A 17,032-nucleotide genomic window follows, 5' to 3' on the forward strand; every position below is an offset into this window, starting at 1 on the left:
ATGGAAAAGAACGTCCACCTCTTCGTGCGCACCTATCCCGGGCTGGGCGTGGCGACCCACGTCCTCACCCACCCGCACCTGGCGGCCTTCGCGCCGACGCTGCACGCCGCGAGGCTCGACATCGCGGCGGTGGTGGGGCGGCTCCTCAAGCGAGGGGAACTCTGGGACGAAGAGACCCACTGGAGCGACTTGCGCCAGCGGAAGACGACGCTGACGGTGCGCGCGCTCGAGCATGGGAAGATGCTGTCCGTCCCCCTGCGCCTCACCGTGCTCACGCACGCGGTGAAGGCCCGCACCGCGCGCAAGGGAGCACCGGCGCGCCAGTCCTTACGGGTGTGGGTGCCCCGCGTGGACGTCAAGGGCACGCTGTACGACGCGGCGGACCTGGAGCCCTTCGTCGAGGAACTGGTCCGCCACGAGCTCTACCTCGCGCCGCTCGACCGGCTGCACTCGCTGGCCTACGTGGGCGAGGAGCAGGTGGAGACGCTGTCAGTGCCAGTCCGCTTCCGGGACACGCCGCGTGCCCGCGCCCTGGATGCCGCGAAGCCGCAGCGACGCCAGGCGCCACCACCGGGGCTCGCGGAAGCCAGCCGGTGCCTCAATGATGAAGCACGCGCGGGCGTGCTGGAGCGCGCCTGGGAACGGGACCTGGAGGTGTCCCGGCTCGCGGAGGCCGTCACCTCGCGCACCCGCGCCAGCGTGCTCCTGGTGGGCCCGTCGTCCGTGGGCAAGACGGCCCTGGTCCATGAGCTGGTGCAACGCGCGGAGGCGGCCACCCCGGGTTCGCCGCTTCACGGGCTGGAGGTCTTCAGCTCCTCTGGAGGCCGCATCATGGCGGGCATGCGCTACCTGGGGCAGTGGCAGGAGCGCGTGAAGCACATGGTGGAGGCCCTGCGTGTCCGCCGGGCCGTGCTGCACCTCGACAGCCTGTCGGAGCTGCTCTCCCTGGGTAGCGGCGACACGGGGCTGGATGTGGCGCGTCAGCTCCTGCCCGCGTTGGAGAGTGGCGAGGTCTCTCTCGTCCTGGAGGCAACCCCCGAGGACGTGGCCCGCGCGGAGCGGACCCACGCCGCGCTCCTGCAGTCGCTCCGGCACATCGCCGTGGCGCCGCTTTCGGCCCAGGCCGCGCGCACCGCGCTTCAGCAGGCCTCGCACCGGGTGGGCCGCGCGCGCAAGGTGCGCTTCATGCCCGACGCGCTGGACCGCGCTGGTGAGCTCACGGAGCGCTTCGGCTCCGGCCCATTGCCCGGGGGCGCGGTGTCCCTGCTGCGCGCCGCCAGCACGGAGCCCGGCGCTGCCGGAGAAGTGAACGCCGCCTCGGTGACGCGCGCCTTCTGCACCCGGACCGGCTACCCGCTCGAGCTGGTGGACTCCACCATCCGGTTGGACCCGGACGCCCTGCTCCGCCGCCTCCGCGAGCGCGTGGTGGGCCAGGACGAGGCCACCCTCCTCCTGCGCAACCTGGTCGTCACGCTGAAGACGGGCCTGGCGGACCCCTCGCGTCCGCTGGGCGCCTTCCTGCTGCTGGGCCCCACCGGCGTGGGCAAGACGGAGTCGGCGCTGGCGCTGGCGGAGTACCTGTTTGGCGACGTGGCCCGGCTGGCGCGCTTCGACATGGCGGAGTACGCCGCGCCCGGCAGCGCCACCCGGCTGGTGGGCGAAGCGGGAGGCCAACAAGGCAGCCTGGCGCGGCGCGTCCGCGAACAGCCCTTCGGCGTGGTGCTGCTGGACGAAGTCGAAAAGGCGGACGCGGGCGTGCACGACTTGCTGTTGCAGGTGCTGGGCGAAGGCCGGCTCACGGACGCCACCGGCCGCACCGTCAGCTTCCGCAACACCGTGGTGCTGCTCACCAGCAACCTGGGCGCGGACAGCGCGGGGCGCTCGCTGGGCTTCGGGGAGCGCGGCGTCCAGGAGCGGGCGGCGCACTACCTGGGAGCCGCGGCGGCCTTCTTCCGGCCCGAGCTGCTGAACCGGTTGGACCGGGTGGTGCCCTACCGCGCGCTCACGGAGGACGTCATCGAAGCACTCGCCCGTCGCGCGCTGGAGGCGGCCCTCTCTCGCGAGGGGCTCAGCCGCCGGGGCGTGAAGGTGGGCTTCGGCGAGGACGTGGTGAAGCACCTGGCGCGCACCGGCTTCGACGCACGCTATGGGGCCAGGCCTCTCAAGCGCGCCGTGGAGCAACAGGTGGTCGCGCCCCTGGCGCGGTGGCTCGCGGCCCAGGCCACCAGCGCTCCGCCCCAGGTGGTGCTCCGCGTGGGAGCGGAGGGGCGGATTGCGTTGAGCGGCCTCGAATGACCTCCGAGGCCGCCCAGGCCAGCGATGGACGCCGTGCGAGGGCGTGCGGTGCGGCCTAGCCCTTGAAGTTCTGGGCCACGAAGTCCCAGTTCACCAGGTGCGTCAGGAACGTCTCGATGAACTTGGGACGCGCGTTCCGGAAGTCGATGTAATAGGCATGCTCCCACACGTCGATGGTCAGCAGGGCCTTCTGGCCGTGCTTCATCGGCAGGTCGGCGTTGCCCGTCTTGGTGACCTTGAGCTTGCCGCCCTCCAGCACCAGCCACGCCCAGCCCGAGCCGAACTGCGTGGCCGCGGCGGTGGAGAACTCCTCCTTGAACTTCTCGAAGGAGCCGAAGTCACGGTCGATGGCCGCCGCGAGCTCACCCGTCGGCTTGCCGCCGCCAGCGGGCTTCATGCACTGCCAGAAGAAGGTGTGGTTCCACACCTGCGCGGCGTTGTTGAACACCCCTCCCTCGCTGTTGAGGATGACCTCCTCCAGCGACTTGTTCGCCTCCGGCTTGCCGTCCAGGAGCTTGTTCAGGTTCGTCACATAGGCGGCGTGGTGCTTGTCGTGGTGGAACTCGAGCGTCTCCGCGCTCATGTGCGGCTGGAGCGCGTCCTTCTTGTAAGGCAGTTCAGGCAGCGTGAACGGCATGGTCGTTTCCTTTCGGTGAGTGAGGTCAGGCGCCATCGCTATCAGACGGCGGAAGCGAGGTCACGGTTCGATAGCCCCGCTCCCAATAAAGAAGGGGCTCCCGCGGACGTCCCGCATGGAGACGTGTGACGCGGCCGACAATCAGCGTGTGGTCACCGTGACGGTGCAGGCCATGGACCTGGCATGACAGCCCCACCAGGCTGTCCCGCACGAAGGCGTCGGCGTCGAAGAGCTGCGCATCGAGCTCACCCTTCGCGCACCGCACGGAGATGGAACGTTGTGCGGCGGACAGGATGCTGAGCGTGAAGACGCCGGAGGCCTCCACCCGCTTCAATGTGCGGGACGCCTCCGTCAGCGCCACCACCACCAGCGGCGGCTCCAGCGACAGCGAACTGAAGGAGCTCACCGTCGTCGCCCGCAGGCCTTCGGCGTCTCGTATCGCGACCACGGCCACGCCGGTGGCCCACTGGGCCATGGCATCCCGGAAGCCGCGCGTGTCCACACCTTCTGGCGTGCTCTGCGTCATGTCCCCTGGATACAGACGCTCCGCCCACCTGTCATCACACCTGCCAATGGATTGGCGGGTTGTTGTTCCAATGGCAGGGGTCGAGATTACCCACCAACACGGAGTTTACATGAATTCAACGGAGCTCCATGGCATACGGATGCCCCACACCTGGAGTGGAGGTCGGAACGATGCGTCGGAGCCAGAAGAGCGCACTGCTGTGGATGATGCCGCTGGGCTTGCTGAGTGCCTGCGGTGGAGCACCTGACGCCGCCGGTGCCGAAGACGCGCTGAGCGAGCGCGCACAGTCCCTCATCACCGCGCCGCCGGTACCGGCCAGCGGAGACATCGCGGACAGCATGCTGCACGTCGGCACCGTGGCGGTGGGCGGCTCGCAGCAGGACGGCACGTCGTCCCTGCCGGGTTACTACGGCTACCGGGTGCAGGTGCAGGCGGGCTCGCAACTCAAGCTTGAAGTCACGCACCTGGGCAGTTCCATGTACCTGGACACGGGCCTGTTCCTGTACGGCCCCAAGGATTCGAATGGCAGCTACGGCAGCACCGTGCTGGCTCAGGACGACGACTCCGGCTACGGGCAGCTGAGCAAGGTAGGACTGGTGACGCTGCCGCAGGGCGGCGAGTACCTGGCCGTGGTCGGCTTCACCAACGGCGCCGGCAAGCAGTTCCGGCTGCAGGTGGACTGCGTGGGTGGCGCGTGCCTGAGCAACCCACAGCCCGCGCCGACGGGCCACGCGCTCACGCTCCTCCAGCGCCCCATCACCGCCAGCCTCCAGGCGTCGCTGGACGCGGCCAACACGGTGCGCGAGGACAGCATCTCCTACCTGACGGCCTATGACTTCGCGTGGCCCTACTCCGGCGTGACGACGCTGGACGCGGCGGCGGCGGCCGTCCTGGCGCAAGGCCAGTACCGGGGCTACCGGAACGACCCGTCTCCGGACGTGCTGACCTATGCGCAGTTGGAGACGCACATGTATGGGCAGTTCCGGCCCCTGCACCCGGCCGTGCTCGCCACCTACGGCAACGGAACAGAGAGCGTACAGGTGAAGCAGTACTTCCGCGCGTTCTCCACCGGCCCCAACGGGGACAACTGGCGCACGCTGAACGTCATCCTCTTCCCCCAGTCGTACAAGGTCGTCGTCTACGAGCAGACCGCGCACGAAATCTGAGGCGCGCCGTCCCGGTGCCTGGAGCCACACCCCAGGCACCGGACGTGATGCTCAGACGGCCAGCGTGCGGGACACCGGCAGCTCACGGATACGCGTACCCGTGAGCGCGAAGATGGCGTTGATGATGGCGGGCGCCACCGGAGGCACGCCGGGCTCGCCAATGCCGCCGGACGGCAGCTCGCTGGGGACGATGTCGACGTGAATCTTCCGCGGCGCCTCGCCGATGCGCACCAGCTTGAGGTCGTGGAAGTTCGACTGCTCCGGCACCCCGCCCTTCATGGTGACGGCGCCGTGCAGCGCGATGCTCATGCCGAAGATGACGGAGCCCTCCATCTGTGAGCGCACGCGCTCTGGGTTGAGAATCGTCCCGGCATCCACCGACACCCACGCCTCGTCGACGCGGATGCGCCCCTGGTCATCCTTGACCACCGAGGCCACCACGGCCACGTAGCTGAGGAAGCTGCGGTGCGCGGCGAGCCCCAGCGCCCGACCCTTCGCCTTGCGCGCGTCCCAGCCAGACATCGCCGTCACGCGCTCGATGACACCGCGCAAGCGCCCCGCGTCCACGGGGTGGTCCTCCACGGAGGCGCCGTAGTTCCGCAGCGCGGTGATGCCCAGCTCCTGGAGCGACGCCTGCCGCGGCGGCCCCAGCACCTCCAGGAGCATGTCGCGCGGGTCCGTGCCGCGAAGGTGCGCCAGCTCGTCCACGAACGCGTTCACGGAGAAGGCGTGGAAGATGTTGTAGACGGACCGGAGCCAGCCGATGCGCACGTGCGGGGGCGCCTCGCAGGTCTCCGCCCGGACGTTGGGCACGGAGAGCGCCAGGTCGAGCACGCCCTGCTGGAGGTCCGACGGGCTGGGCCGCGTAGCCTGCCCGAAGGTGGACGCGATGGGCGGGAACGCGGTGCGGTGCCGCCACGCGATGACCTTGCCAGATGCATCCAGCCCAGCGGTGAGCTGCTGCGCGCTGACGGAGTGGTAGTAGTCGTGCCGGACGTCGTCCTCGCGCGTCCACTGCACGCGCACCGGCACGCCCGCTTCCTTCGCCAGCCACACCACCTCGGCGATGAAGTCCGCCTTGGATTTGCGGCCGAAGCCTCCACCCAGGAACGTGACGTGGACCTGGACCTTCTCCTCCGGGAGCTCCGCCGTCGCCGCCGCCACGCCGCGCGCGGCCTGCGGATGCTGCGTGGGCGCCCACACCTCACACATCCCGTTCTCTACCCGCGCCAGGGCCACGGGAGGCTCCATGGGGACGTGGGACTGGTGGGGGACGTGGTACTCGGACTGGACGACGCGGGCGGCGGAGGCGAGCGCCGCGTCGATGTCACCGACGTTGCGCGCCACCGCTCCGGGTTCGCGAATCGACGCCGTCAGCTGCTCCCGGTACGTCGTCGAGTCATAGGAGGCGTTCGGCCCGTCGTCCCAGGTGATGTCCAGGGCCTCGCGCCCGCGCATCGCCGCCCAGGTGTTCTCCGCGAGTACCGCGACGCCGCCCCAGAGCTGGAACGTGTAGGGTGGCTTCGGCGCGGGCAGCTCGAAGACCTTCTTCACCCCGGGCACCGCGAGCGCGCGGGTGGCGTCGAAGCGAACGACCTTGCCGCCGACGACGGGCGGGCGCGCCACCACCGCGATGAGCATCCCTGGCAGACTGATGTCGGCGCCAAACACCGCGGTGCCCGTCACATAGGCGGGGCCGTCCAGCAGCGGCATGGGCCGGCCCGCCATCCGCAACTCACGCTTCGGCCGCAGCTTGACGTCTTTCTCCTTCGGGATGGGCAGCCTCGCCGCGTCGGCCACCAGCTCGCCGAAGCCGAGCGAGCGCGTGCCGCCACGGAGGAACACCGCGTGGTCCCGGGCCTCGCACGCCTCCGGCTTCACCTTCCAGCGGCGGGCGGCGGCGGCCACCAGCATCACCCGAGCGGTGGCGCCCATCCGGCGGATGTCGTCGTACACGCCCCGCACGCTGCTGGAGCCGTCCGTGTTCTGGTCGCCGTAGACCTTGTCGCCGTCGGCCTGGGCCACCGTCACCCTCGCCATGTCCGCGCCCAGCTCATCCGCGACGAGCACCGGCAGCGAGCTGCGAATGCCCTGCCCCATCTCCGAGCGGGCACAGACGATGGTGACCGCTCCGTCCGGCGCCACGTGGACGAACACGTTCGGGTTCAACCCCGGAGCGCCCTTCGCCGTGGAGGCCTCACTGGCCGCCATGGCCAGGCCGCCGGAGAAGACGCCCAGGGCGAGCCCTCCCACGGACAGGTTCAGGCCTTCCAGGAACGAGCGCCGGCTAATCAACGTGAGCAGCTTCGTCATGGCGGCCTCGTCACTCCTCGGACATGCCCGCGGCCTTCTTCACGGCCGAGCGGATTCGCGTGTACGTCCCACACCGGCAGAGGTTGCCGGCGAGCGACTGGTCAATCTCCTTGTCGGACGGCTGCGGCTTCTTCGCCAGCAGCGCCGCCGCGCACATGATCTGCCCCGTCTGGCAGAAGCCACACTGCGGCACGCCCAGCTCCACCCAGGCCTTCTGCAGCGGGTGGTTGCCGTCGGGCGACAGCCCTTCGATGGTCGTCACCGAGCGCCCCTCCGCGCGGCGGATGGGCGTCACGCACGCGCGAACGGGCTGGCCGTCGAGGTGGACGGTGCATGCGCCACACAGCGCCTGACCGCAGCCGTACTTCGTGCCAGTGAGCCCGAGCACGTCCCGCACCGCCCACAGCAGCGGCATCTCCGGGTCGACGTCCAGCTCCTTCTCCTCACCGTTGATGCGAACGCGAACCGTCACGGCCGTGCCTCCTCGCTCGGGCACTCCGAGCCCGTCTCCACCCAGGCCGCGACGATGGCGCCGAGCTGCGCCTGCGTCCCCGGAGCGGGCTCACGCCCCGAGCCCGGGTTCCATCCCCAGGCCACCAGCGCGTCGTGGGCGTTGTGTTCAATCATCTGCTCGGGCGTCTTGCCGCCGTTGCGCTTCGGGTCCTTGAGCTGCTCGCACACCTCGCGAGGGCTCCTCCCCACCCACGCCATTTCAATGGGGGCGACATGCCACTTCGGGGCGCCGGGCACGCGGGCCAGGTCCTGGTTCTTGTCCTGGTGGCAGCTGGTGCACTCCATGCCCACCACGCCCTGGTCCGCGGGGCCGCGCACCACGGGCGGGTCATGGAGCTGGCCATCGTCGCCTTGCAGCGGGCTGTCCCCCGCCGGGTGACAGTTCGCGCACCGCGGATGGAAGAAGACGCGACTGGCCTCCAGGAAGAGCGCGCGAGAGCGCTCCCTCCGGTCCGGGATGGCCGCGAAGGCCTCCACGGGGCGCAGCGCGTTGGGGGCAACCTCGGGCAGCGCGGGAACCTGCGCCGCCGCGGCATCGGGCTCCCGCTTACAGCCTCCCGCCAGCAGGAGGACGCAGAGCGAGGCCATGACCGGAAGAGATGGCTGCATCACGCCAAGGCTCCGGCATGTCCGTACCAACTACAAGGCGAATGTTCGGGGGCCAGGATGACCCCACACGTGACGGTTCAGTGAACGGCGCCCGCCTCAGCCTGCTCGCCTTCCGTCTCCGCGGCCTCCACCTCGTCGAACCGGAATTTTCCATCCTTGAAATCCGCTCTCACGCGGCTGTTCTCATGGATGTCGCCCGAGATGAGCTTCTCCGCGAGCGGCGCCTCGATGGCGCGCTGGATTTCACGCCGCAGCGGACGCGCGCCGAAGGTTGGATCCCACCCCTTGTCCACCAGCGCCTCCAGCGCCGAGGGCGCCACCTCCAGCGCGATGCCCTGGCCGTGCAGCAGGCGGCGCGTCTTCTCCAGCATCAGGTCCACGATGGCGCGCAGCTGCGCGCGGTTGAGCGGCTCGAAGACCACCGTCTCGTCGATGCGGTTGAGGAACTCGGGCGGGAAGTGCCCCTTGAGCACGCCCATGACGCGCTCCCGCATGCGCTCCTGCGGCTCCTTGCGCCCGGTGGATTCCTGGATGAGGTGCGAGCCCAGGTTGCTGGTGCCGATGATGACGGTGTTCTTGAAGTTCACCACCGTGCCCTGCGCATCCGTGAGCCGCCCGTCATCCAGCACCTGGAGCAGCATGTGGAACACGTCGGGGTGGGCCTTCTCCACCTCGTCGAAGAGGAGCACGCTGTAGGGCCGCCGCCGCACGGCCTCCGTGAGCTGCCCGCCCTCCTCGTAGCCGACGTAGCCCGGCGGCGCGCCCACCAGCCGGCTCACGGCGTGCTTCTCCATGTATTCACTCATGTCGAAGCGGATGAGCGCCTTCTCGTCACCGAAGAGCAGCTCCGCCAGCGTCTTCGCCAGCTCCGTCTTGCCCACGCCCGTGGGGCCCAGGAAGAGGAAGGAGCCGATGGGACGCGACTCGTCCTTCAGCCCCGCCCTCGCCCGCCGGATGGCCTGCGACAGCACGCGGATGGCCTCCTCCTGACCGATGACGCGCTCGTGCAGCCGCGACTCCAGCTCCAGCAGCTTCTTGCGCTCGTCTTCCGTCATCTGCGTCACGGGGATGCCCGTCATGCGCGACAGCACCTCCGCCACGTCTTCGGCGCGGACCTCCGGCGTCTCACCGGACTTCTGCGTGCGGCGCTCCTTCTGCGCGCTCTGGACCTCGCGCTCGGCGGCGTTCAGCTTCGACTCCAGCTCCTGGATGCGCGGCCCCGCCTTCCGGCCGCGCGCCTCGTCGAGCGAGCGCTTCACCTTCACCACCTCATGCTCGGCGTTCACCAGGCGCTCCGGGGGCAGCGTGAGCCGCAAGCGCACCCGGGCCGCCGCCTGGTCCACCAAATCAATGGCCTTGTCCGGCAGGAAGCGCCCGGTGACGTAGCGGTCCGACAGCTCCACCGCCGCCACCAGCGCCTCGTCCGCGATGCGCACGCGGTGATGGGACTCGTAGCGGTCCTTGAGGCCTCGCAGAATCTCGATGGCCTGCTCGGCCGTCGGCTCCGGGACGACCACGGGCTGGAAGCGGCGTTCGAGCGCGGCGTCCTTCTCGATGCGCTTGCGGTACTCGTCCAGCGTCGTCGCGCCGATGACGTGCAGCTCGCCGCGCGCCAGGGAGGGCTTGAGCATGTTGCCCGCGTCCATGGCGCCCTCCGCCGCGCCCGCTCCGACGAGGGTGTGAATCTCGTCGATGAAGAGGACGATGTCCTCGCTGTGCGCCTTCACCTCGTCCATGACCTTCTTCAACCGCTCCTCGAACTCGCCGCGGTACTTGCTGCCCGCGAGCAGGCCGGACAAATCCAGTTGCAGCACGCGCTTGTCGCGCAGCGTGTCGGGGACGGCCGCGGAGATGATGCGCTGGGCAATGCCCTCCACGATGGCCGTCTTGCCCACGCCCGGCTCACCGATGAGCACCGGGTTGTTCTTCGTGCGGCGCGAGAGGATTTCGAGCGTGGTCTCGATTTCGTTGGCCCGCCCCACCACCGGGTCCAGCTTCCCTTCCGAGGCCAGGCTCGTCAGGTCGCGGCAGTACTCATCCAGCGTGGGCGTGGGCGACCGGCGCGCCTCGGAGGAAGGCGCCAGCGACTCCGCGACGGATGCGCGTGCCTTGCCATGCTGGGCTCCTTGCTCGCGCAGAATCTCCGACGCCAGGCCTTCCCCCTCCTGGAGCAGGCCCAGCAGCACGTGCTCGGGGCCCACGTAGGAATGCCCCAGCTCGAAGGCCTCCTGGTACGCGAGCTCCAGGGCGCGCTTGGCGTGCGGCGACAGCTCTGGACGCTCCATGGGGCGCTTCCCACGGCGCAGCTCGGACTCGGCGCGCTCGGCGACGCGGGCCGGGTCCAGCTTCATGCGGCTGAGCGCCGCCCGTCCCAGCGGGTCCTTCGCGAGCGCCACCAGCAAGTGCTCCGTGTCGATGGAGGCCGCGCCCGCGCTCCGCGCCGCCTCGAAGGCCGCCTCCAGCACGCGCCGCGTCTCATCGGAGAAGGCCTCGGTGATGTCGTAGCGCTCCACCGGCTGCTGGAGTGAACGCGACAGCCCCCCGAAGTCCTCGTCTCCGAAGTCACTGAAGAACTGGTCGAAGAGCGACGTGCCCAGGCCCATGCGCCCGAAGCGCGAGCGCTGGCTGCTGCAGATGTCACACAGGGACTCGGTGGTCCGCCGGTTCCCCATGACGCGAGTGACTCGGGTGGTCGCCGGGCGCTGGTGGCAGAGGTCGCAGACGTTGGCCATGGTTTGGGGTCCCTTGAACGGCGGTTCAACTCCAACGCTAGGGACGGCCGGTGCGCCTCACCTCGGCCCCAGGCCCGGGCCGGGCGTCCAAGGTGGCCCCCCGTCGCAGGGGACGCTAACCTGCATGAAGCGTCGTTTTTTCTATGCCCTCCGGGAGTCCCCGAGATGTCCGAACAGAAACCCCGCCTGAAGCGCCCCGTGGAGAATGTCCGCGCCGAGCTGCTCGCGGACCCAGACACCCAGCGCATCGCGAAGTCCCTGGACATGGAGCTGGAGGCCTACGTCGAGCTGGTCCTCGACTACGCCCAGCACCCGGACAAGGAGCCGACGCTCATCGTCGCCCCGGACGAGGAGCTGCGCGCCGCCGGCTACAATCCGCCGTCCACCCAGGACGTCGCCAACTTCTTCATCGCCGCCGCCAATGGCGAGCTGGGCATTGGACCGCCCAAGTCCTATTACAGTGGCTTTGAAGGGAAGCAGGATGACGCGAACAAGCCGTCCCTGCGTGGGGATGAGGGCCAGGAGCCCGTGAAGGTGGACGAGGAGACCAGCCAGAAGCTCCGCCAGCACGTACCCAAGGGCGGGCCTGATCGCGTCTAGGTGGATTTGAAGCAACTTTCCCCCACGCTCCCCGACAATCCGTACATTCACCCCCTTTCATAGAGGTTTCCCCATGTCCGTTGGCGGCGCAGGTGGTTCGAACGGTGGCCGTGGCTCGAATGGCGCGAGCAGTGCTGGTCGGAGCGCCGCCGCGGGTGCGGCCAGCGCGGCGAGCAAGGCCGCGGGCGGTATCGCGGGCGCGCTGGGCGGTATTGGCAAGGCGCTGGGCGGCATCGGCAAGGCGGTAGGCGGCCTGGCGAACAGCATCGGCGGCATCGCGGGCAAGATTGGCAGCGCGCTGAGTCAGGTGTCCGGCCTGGTCGACAAGGCGATGAGCGCCATCACCGGCCCGCTCAAGGGCATGATTGGCGGCCTGCTGGACAAGCTGCCCTTCGGCATCGGCCAGCTCGCCAAGCCCTTCGTCGACAAGTTCATCGACAACGGCCTGGCCATGGTCGCTGGCGGCCCGCTGGGCGGCGTGGCCTCCATGTTCGGCAAGGCCGGCACCGTGGGCAAGCTGGCGGACATGGTGGAGACGGTCCGCACCGGCGCGAAGACGGTGGGCGACATCGCCGAGGGCCGCTTCAACGCCCAGCAGATGGCGGCCTTCGCCCAGGCCCAGCTGATGCGCGGCCTGTAAGCCCGAATCGGCTCGAAGCCCCCAGGGCCAGTTCCCACGCAGGTGGGGGCTGGCCCTTCGTTCGTTTCCGAGTCCGTGTGCGCCCGCACGCGGAGTGGCCACCCAGGGCGCGAGGCCGCTTGTTGCTGGCGACCCCCGCCCGCAGCCGTTAAGGAGGGCCTCTCCCGCGCTGGCGCCTTCATGCGAACCACTCATCGTCCCCTCACCACCTTGGCCCTGGCCTTGAGTCTCTTCATGGCCGCCTTGGAAGCCACTGTCGTTTCCACGGCCATGCCCACGGTGGTGGGCGAGCTGGGTGGCATCCAGCACTACGCGTGGGTCTTCACCGCGTACATGCTGTCGTCCACCATCACCGTGCCCATCTACGGGAAGCTGGCGGACCTCTACGGCCGCAAGCCCGTGCTCTTGTTCGGCATCGTGCTGTTCCTCGTGGGCTCGATCGCCAGTGGCCTGTCCACGTCCATGGCCATGCTGATTGGCTTCCGGACGCTCCAGGGCCTGGGCGCGGGCGCCATGCAGCCGGTGGCGCTCACCGTCATCGGGGACCTCTACACGCTGGAGGAGCGCGCGAAGGTCCAGGGCGCGTTCAGCGCGGTGTGGGGCATCGCCGGCCTGATTGGCCCCATCACCGGTGGCTTCATCGTGAAGTACCTCACCTGGCACTGGGTCTTCTTCATCAATGTCCCGGTGGGCCTGGGCTGCGTCGTCCTGCTGCTGAGCTACTTCCACGAGCGCGTGGAGCTCAAGCCCCAGAAGCTGGACTACGCGGGCGCCGCGCTGCTCACCGGCTGGGTGGTGGCGCTGCTCGTCGGCGTGCAGGGCGTGGGTGTGAATCTGTGGGGGCTGCCCGTGGCGGCGGTGCTGCTCGCGGCCTTCGTCGCCGTGGAGCGCAAGGCGGCCGAGCCCATCATCCCCATGTCCATCTTCAAGGTGCCGGCCATCGTCATCTCCTCCATCGCGGGAGCGCTCTTCTCCGCGGCGATGTTCGGGGCCACCACCTACGTTCCGCTCTTCGTCCAGGGCGTCCTGGGGGGAACGCCCACCGAGGCCGGCGGGATGATTACGCCGATGATTGTCGGCTGGCCGCTGGCGGCGCTCGTGGCCGGGAAGCTGCTGCTCAAGACGGGCTTCCGCCCGCTCATCGTGGGCGGGCTGGGGCTGACGGTGGTGGGCACGTCGCTGATGGCGCTGCTCCTGGGGCCCCAGGCCCCCAAGCTGGTGCCGGAGGTGGCCATGGGCCTGTTCGGCATCGGCATGGGCTTCGCGTCCACCGCGCTGCTCATCGCCGTGCAGACCAGCGTGGGCTGGGAGCTGCGCGGCGTGGCCACCGCCAGCAACATGTTCTTCCGCACCATCGGCGGCGCCATCGGCGTGGGGCTGATGGGCGGCGTCATGGTGTCGCAGCTCCTCAAGGACCCGACGGTGCCGATTTCGGCCGCCAACGCCTTGATGAGCCCCGACCATGGCAAGGACCTGCCCGCGGAGCTGCTGGCGACGCTGAGCGGCGCGCTGGGCGCGGGGCTGAGCATCAACTTCTGGCTCATCTGCGCCTTCACCGTGGCCGCCTTCACCGCGGGGCTGTTCTTCCCCAAGGTGTCGCGAACCACGACGGTGTCCGCCACCGAGGTGGCGGCGCCGCACTGACGTCCGTGCGGCGCCCCCGCGCGCTGCTTCAGAGTCCGTCAATCATCCGGAGGGCCACGTCCGGCATGAAGGTGCCGGCGGGCGTGTTGGGCGCGACGCCACACTGGCCGTCGGAGTCGCCGGGGACCTTGATCCACAGGACCAGCTCCGCGCCGCCCACGCCCACCTGGTTCGTCGGGCCAATCATCCGGCCGGCGGGGTTGCACCACTCCCCGTTGGAGCCATTGCCGTTGCGGCTGGTGTCCACCACGAAGGGCCTGGTGTAGCCGTACCGGCTGCTCAGCGAGCTGTTGACGGAGCCCGCGTACGCGGCCGACTGCGCGGTGGTGTAGAAGTTCGACACGTTGAGCGCGAAGCCCCGCACGTTGCGCACGCCCATGTTCTCCAGCCGCTGGGCCATGGTGTCCGCGTTGATCCACAGGGCGTTGCCCGCGTCCAGGTAGGCCCACGTGTTCGGCGCGCGGTCCCTGAACTGCTCGGTGGCGTAGCGAATCAGGCTGATGCGCGTCTGCCGCTCGGCGTCGTTCGCCAGGCAGTCGAGCTGGGCGACGGCGTCCGGCTCGATGATGACGACAGCGGGACGGTTGCCGATGGCGGCGGCGAAGGACGAAATCCACGTCCGGTACGCCTCCGGCGACCCCGCGCCTCCGCCCGAGTGGCTGCCGCAGTCACGGCCCGGGATGTTGTAGGCCACCAGCACCGGCAGCTTGTCCGCCGCGTCCGCTGCCGCGACGAAGCTGGACACCGCCGTGGTGATGTCTCCACTCCACGCGGCGAACCAGCGCGCGGCCAGGTTGTTCGCGATGGAGGACTGGATGCGCGCCGCGCGCGAGTCCCCGCTGTTGGCCCGGACCCAGTTGGCCGGGTTGGAGTTCGGGTCGATGTAGAAGCCGCTCGTCATCCCCAGCGGTCCGCCGCCACCGCCGCCGTCCTCCGTGGTGAGAGAGATGTCATCGATGTACGCGCTGAACCCTGTCGCGCGGCCTCCCATCTGGAAGGTGACCTGCCCCGCCTGCATGGCCAGCGTCGACGTGAAGGGGAACGTGAAGCGCCGTGCCGTGCCGTCCAACGTTATCTGCCGGTCCAGCGGCGCGGTGTACGGCGGGCTCTCCAACTGCACCGTCACGCGGACCGTCGTGCTCACCGAAGCGGAAGCGGTGAAGGACAGCGTGTACGCCCGGCCATTCACGAGCGGAATGTCGTCCTGGCCAATCAGCGCGTCCCAGGGGTTGGCCGTCCCTCCTCCCACGTCCACCCGAAGCCGGGCGCTCTCCACGCGGGACTGCGTGTTGGGGCCACTCCACCAGGGCGATACGGTGCCGCCGCTGAAGGTGCCATTGGAGACGAGCTCGGTCAGCGCGTCGGCGCGAATGCCGAGCGCCTCGGGCTCCGCCGGGGCGGGCGGCTCCGAGGGACCACAGGCAGTCGCAAGAGCCGCCGCGAGCATCAGCGCGGCCGGAGCGGTGAGACGACGAAACAGCGAACCGGCGAAGTCACTTGGTTGCACGAAGCCCTTCCTCCCGCCCGCGCGAGGACGCCAGGGAGCGGCGCCCGGAGTGACGCGGGCTGTGTCGAGTGCGTGGCCCGTGGGTGGCCCCGCGAGCACGCGACGCCACACTTGCATGTTTTTCCTGTTTTTCAGCCCTTCAATCCGCAGGGAGGGTCAGCGAAGTGCGCGCAGATGAACAGGCGGCACGCGGTACTCCGAGGCCTGCTCCACCACGCGGCCCAGCCGCAGCAGGAGGTGCTCCTCGTAGGGGCGGCCTGTGAGCTGGACCCCCACCGGGAGCCCCTCTTCGTCGAAGCCGGCTGGCACCGACAGCGAAGGGAAGCCCGTCAGGTTGGCCAGGCGCACGAAGCGCATCAGGGCATCGACGACAGGCAGGTTCGACTCGCCATCCGGAAGCGCCGCTTCGGGGATGAGGGGCGCCGTGGTGGCCGTCGTGGGCGTGACGAGGACGTCCACGCCCGCCATCTGCGCGAGCAGCTCACGCGTCATGCGATGCCGGTGCCGCAGGGCGTGCACCAGGTCCGTGGCCCGGAAGTGCCGGCCAATGGCCAGGTTGGTGCGCGTGTCGAGCCCGAACTCCGACGGATGCGCCTTCACGTGGGGAAGCATCGCCTCCGACATCTCGCTCAGGATGATGCAGCTGTGCGTCCACAGGACGGTGTTGAGGTCGGGAGGCGGAATCTCCACCACACGCGCGCCCGCGGCCGACAGCGCGGCCACGGCTTCCTTGCAGCGGGCGACGACGTCCGCGTCGGCGTCCTCGAAGTAGTCCCAGCAGATGCCCAGCCGCACGCCGCTCAGGCCTTCATCCTCGTAGCCAGACAGGTGATGCGGCGACTGCCCCTGGGAGACGAGGTCGTGCCCATCCGGCCCCGCGAGCAGCGCGTAGGCGGCGGCGACGTCGTCCACGGTGAGCCCCAAGGGCCCCACGTGGCCCACGTTCCAGCACAGCGGCGGCACGCCCGTCTCCGGGATGCGGCCCCACGTCGCCTTGAGGCCCACGATGCCGCACAGGGCCGCGGGGATGCGGATGGAGCCACCGCCGTCGGCCCCGATGCTCAAGGGGCACAGGCCGGCGGCCACGGCGGCCGCGGAGGCGCTGGAGCTGCCACCGGTGATGCGGCCCGTGTCCCAGGGATTGCGAGCGGCGCCGTGGTGGGGATTCAACCCGATGGGGTTGATGCCAATCTCATTCATGTTGGCCTTGCCGAGGATGATGGCGCCCGCGGCCTTGAGCCGGGCCGCCACCGTCGAGTCCGCGGCGGCCACCTGCGTGCGGAACCGCGTGCCCAGCGTGGTGGGGAACCCAGCCAGGTCGACCTCGTCCTTCAGCACGACGGGAATCCCGTCGAGCACGCTCAGCGGGCGGCCCGCGCGCAGCCGCTCAGTGGACGCCTCCGCGGCCCGGTGCGCCTCGTCCGGCTTGCGGGCGATGAACAAGCCCAGGCGCTGCTTCCCACTGTCCATGCGGGCGATGGACTCATGAATGCGCTGCACCACCGCCACCGGGTCCGTGGCGCCCTCGCGGTAGGCGCGGACATAGGACGCGACGCTCTCACGCTCCGATGGGCTGGCGGACGCGGCGATGGCGCGCGCGGCCTGCTCCGTGGGCGTCTGCGACGCCGTGGCGGCGGTACCCTGGGGCAACGGGAACTGGAGCGGCGACGCATCCCCCGCCGGGAGCTCACGCCAGCGCTCGATGCCGCTGTCCCGCGTCAGCTTGTCCAGCATCACCGACCCGACGCCGCTCTCGAGCGCGTTCACGAAAGCCTTGAGCGCCAGGCCCGACACACGGGGCGCCTTCACGGGGTTGCGTTGGTAGGTCATTGCGCGGCAGCCTACCCCGA

The 17,032-nt window shown here is 69.8% G+C and carries 13 protein-coding genes; 5 read left to right on the forward strand and 8 right to left on the reverse strand.

Going from position 1 to position 17,032, the window contains the following annotated elements; translation table 11 throughout:
• Complete coding sequence (locus KGD87_RS13505; RefSeq protein ID WP_284667839.1) at window positions 1–2,295, forward strand: AAA family ATPase; 2,295 nt, start codon at window positions 1–3, stop codon at window positions 2,293–2,295.
• 55 nt (window positions 2,296–2,350) lie between these two features.
• On the opposite strand, the gene KGD87_RS13510 is transcribed toward KGD87_RS13505, so the two are convergent.
• Window positions 2,351–2,932: a superoxide dismutase gene (locus tag KGD87_RS13510; RefSeq protein WP_284667840.1), complete on the reverse strand. Its 582-nt coding sequence runs from the start codon at window positions 2,930–2,932 to the stop codon at window positions 2,351–2,353.
• A 25-nt stretch (window positions 2,933–2,957) separates the two neighbouring features.
• Window positions 2,958–3,458, reverse strand: coding sequence for a flavin reductase family protein (locus tag KGD87_RS13515; RefSeq protein WP_284667841.1), 501 nt, complete (start codon window positions 3,456–3,458; stop codon window positions 2,958–2,960).
• A 170-nt stretch (window positions 3,459–3,628) separates the two neighbouring features.
• Between KGD87_RS13515 and KGD87_RS13520 the strand changes: the two genes are divergently transcribed.
• Window positions 3,629–4,624: a hypothetical protein gene (locus tag KGD87_RS13520; RefSeq protein ID WP_284667843.1), complete on the forward strand. Its 996-nt coding sequence runs from the start codon at window positions 3,629–3,631 to the stop codon at window positions 4,622–4,624.
• 51 nt (window positions 4,625–4,675) lie between these two features.
• Here KGD87_RS13520 and KGD87_RS13525 read toward each other — a convergent pair whose 3' ends face one another.
• The 4 genes from KGD87_RS13525 to KGD87_RS13540 all read right to left on the reverse strand — a co-directional run bounded on the left by KGD87_RS13525 (window position 4,676) and on the right by KGD87_RS13540 (window position 10,791).
• Window positions 4,676–6,937, reverse strand: coding sequence for a xanthine dehydrogenase family protein molybdopterin-binding subunit (locus KGD87_RS13525; protein WP_284667844.1), 2,262 nt, complete (start codon window positions 6,935–6,937; stop codon window positions 4,676–4,678).
• A gap of 10 nt (window positions 6,938–6,947) precedes the next feature.
• Complete coding sequence (locus tag KGD87_RS13530) at window positions 6,948–7,409, reverse strand: (2Fe-2S)-binding protein (protein WP_284667845.1); 462 nt, start codon at window positions 7,407–7,409, stop codon at window positions 6,948–6,950.
• Window positions 7,406–8,059, reverse strand: a complete 654-nt coding sequence (locus KGD87_RS13535; RefSeq protein ID WP_284667846.1) for an Isoquinoline 1-oxidoreductase subunit — start codon at window positions 8,057–8,059, stop codon at window positions 7,406–7,408. Before KGD87_RS13535 ends, KGD87_RS13530 begins: the two co-directional genes overlap by 4 nt.
• A gap of 77 nt (window positions 8,060–8,136) precedes the next feature.
• A complete protein-coding gene (locus KGD87_RS13540) occupies window positions 8,137–10,791 on the reverse strand; it encodes an ATP-dependent Clp protease ATP-binding subunit (protein ID WP_284667847.1) in 2,655 nt (884 codons plus the stop codon).
• A 165-nt stretch (window positions 10,792–10,956) separates the two neighbouring features.
• Here KGD87_RS13540 and KGD87_RS13545 point away from each other — a divergent pair, with 165 nt between their 5' ends.
• The 3 genes from KGD87_RS13545 to KGD87_RS13555 all read left to right on the forward strand — a co-directional run bounded on the left by KGD87_RS13545 (window position 10,957) and on the right by KGD87_RS13555 (window position 13,675).
• Window positions 10,957–11,391: a hypothetical protein gene (locus KGD87_RS13545; protein WP_284667848.1), complete on the forward strand. Its 435-nt coding sequence runs from the start codon at window positions 10,957–10,959 to the stop codon at window positions 11,389–11,391.
• 73 nt (window positions 11,392–11,464) lie between these two features.
• On the forward strand, window positions 11,465–12,031 hold the full coding sequence (locus tag KGD87_RS13550; protein WP_284667849.1) for a hypothetical protein: 567 nt from the start codon (window positions 11,465–11,467) through the stop codon (window positions 12,029–12,031).
• A gap of 180 nt (window positions 12,032–12,211) precedes the next feature.
• Window positions 12,212–13,675 (forward strand): MDR family MFS transporter, encoded by a 1,464-nt coding sequence (locus KGD87_RS13555; protein WP_284667850.1) that lies wholly within the window; start codon window positions 12,212–12,214, stop codon window positions 13,673–13,675.
• A gap of 28 nt (window positions 13,676–13,703) precedes the next feature.
• On the opposite strand, the gene KGD87_RS13560 is transcribed toward KGD87_RS13555, so the two are convergent.
• On the reverse strand, window positions 13,704–15,182 hold the full coding sequence (locus KGD87_RS13560; protein WP_284667851.1) for a glycoside hydrolase family 6 protein: 1,479 nt from the start codon (window positions 15,180–15,182) through the stop codon (window positions 13,704–13,706).
• Between the two features lie 156 nt (window positions 15,183–15,338).
• Window positions 15,339–17,012: an amidase gene (locus tag KGD87_RS13565; protein ID WP_284667852.1), complete on the reverse strand. Its 1,674-nt coding sequence runs from the start codon at window positions 17,010–17,012 to the stop codon at window positions 15,339–15,341.
• Window positions 17,013–17,032 lie beyond the last annotated feature (20 nt).

The organism is Myxococcus sp. SDU36, from assembly GCF_030168875.1.
Lineage (GTDB): Bacteria > Myxococcota > Myxococcia > Myxococcales > Myxococcaceae > Myxococcus > Myxococcus vastator.

Excerpts from the sequence above, each read along its gene's own strand:
- KGD87_RS13515 (WP_284667841.1), bottom strand. The coding sequence starts at position 3,458 with ATGACGCAGAGCACGCCAGAAGGTGTGGACACGCGCGGCTTCCGGGAT.
- KGD87_RS13545 (WP_284667848.1), top strand. The coding sequence starts at position 10,957 with ATGTCCGAACAGAAACCCCGCCTGAAGCGCCCCGTGGAGAATGTCCGC.
- KGD87_RS13565 (WP_284667852.1), bottom strand. The coding sequence starts at position 17,012 with ATGACCTACCAACGCAACCCCGTGAAGGCGCCCCGTGTGTCGGGCCTG.
- KGD87_RS13525 (WP_284667844.1), bottom strand. The coding sequence starts at position 6,937 with ATGACGAAGCTGCTCACGTTGATTAGCCGGCGCTCGTTCCTGGAAGGC.
- KGD87_RS13550 (WP_284667849.1), top strand. The coding sequence starts at position 11,465 with ATGTCCGTTGGCGGCGCAGGTGGTTCGAACGGTGGCCGTGGCTCGAAT.
- KGD87_RS13540 (WP_284667847.1), bottom strand. The coding sequence starts at position 10,791 with ATGGCCAACGTCTGCGACCTCTGCCACCAGCGCCCGGCGACCACCCGA.
- KGD87_RS13510 (WP_284667840.1), bottom strand. The coding sequence starts at position 2,932 with ATGCCGTTCACGCTGCCTGAACTGCCTTACAAGAAGGACGCGCTCCAG.
- KGD87_RS13505 (WP_284667839.1), top strand. The coding sequence starts at position 1 with ATGGAAAAGAACGTCCACCTCTTCGTGCGCACCTATCCCGGGCTGGGC.
- KGD87_RS13535 (WP_284667846.1), bottom strand. The coding sequence starts at position 8,059 with ATGCAGCCATCTCTTCCGGTCATGGCCTCGCTCTGCGTCCTCCTGCTG.
- KGD87_RS13555 (WP_284667850.1), top strand. The coding sequence starts at position 12,212 with ATGCGAACCACTCATCGTCCCCTCACCACCTTGGCCCTGGCCTTGAGT.
- KGD87_RS13520 (WP_284667843.1), top strand. The coding sequence starts at position 3,629 with ATGCGTCGGAGCCAGAAGAGCGCACTGCTGTGGATGATGCCGCTGGGC.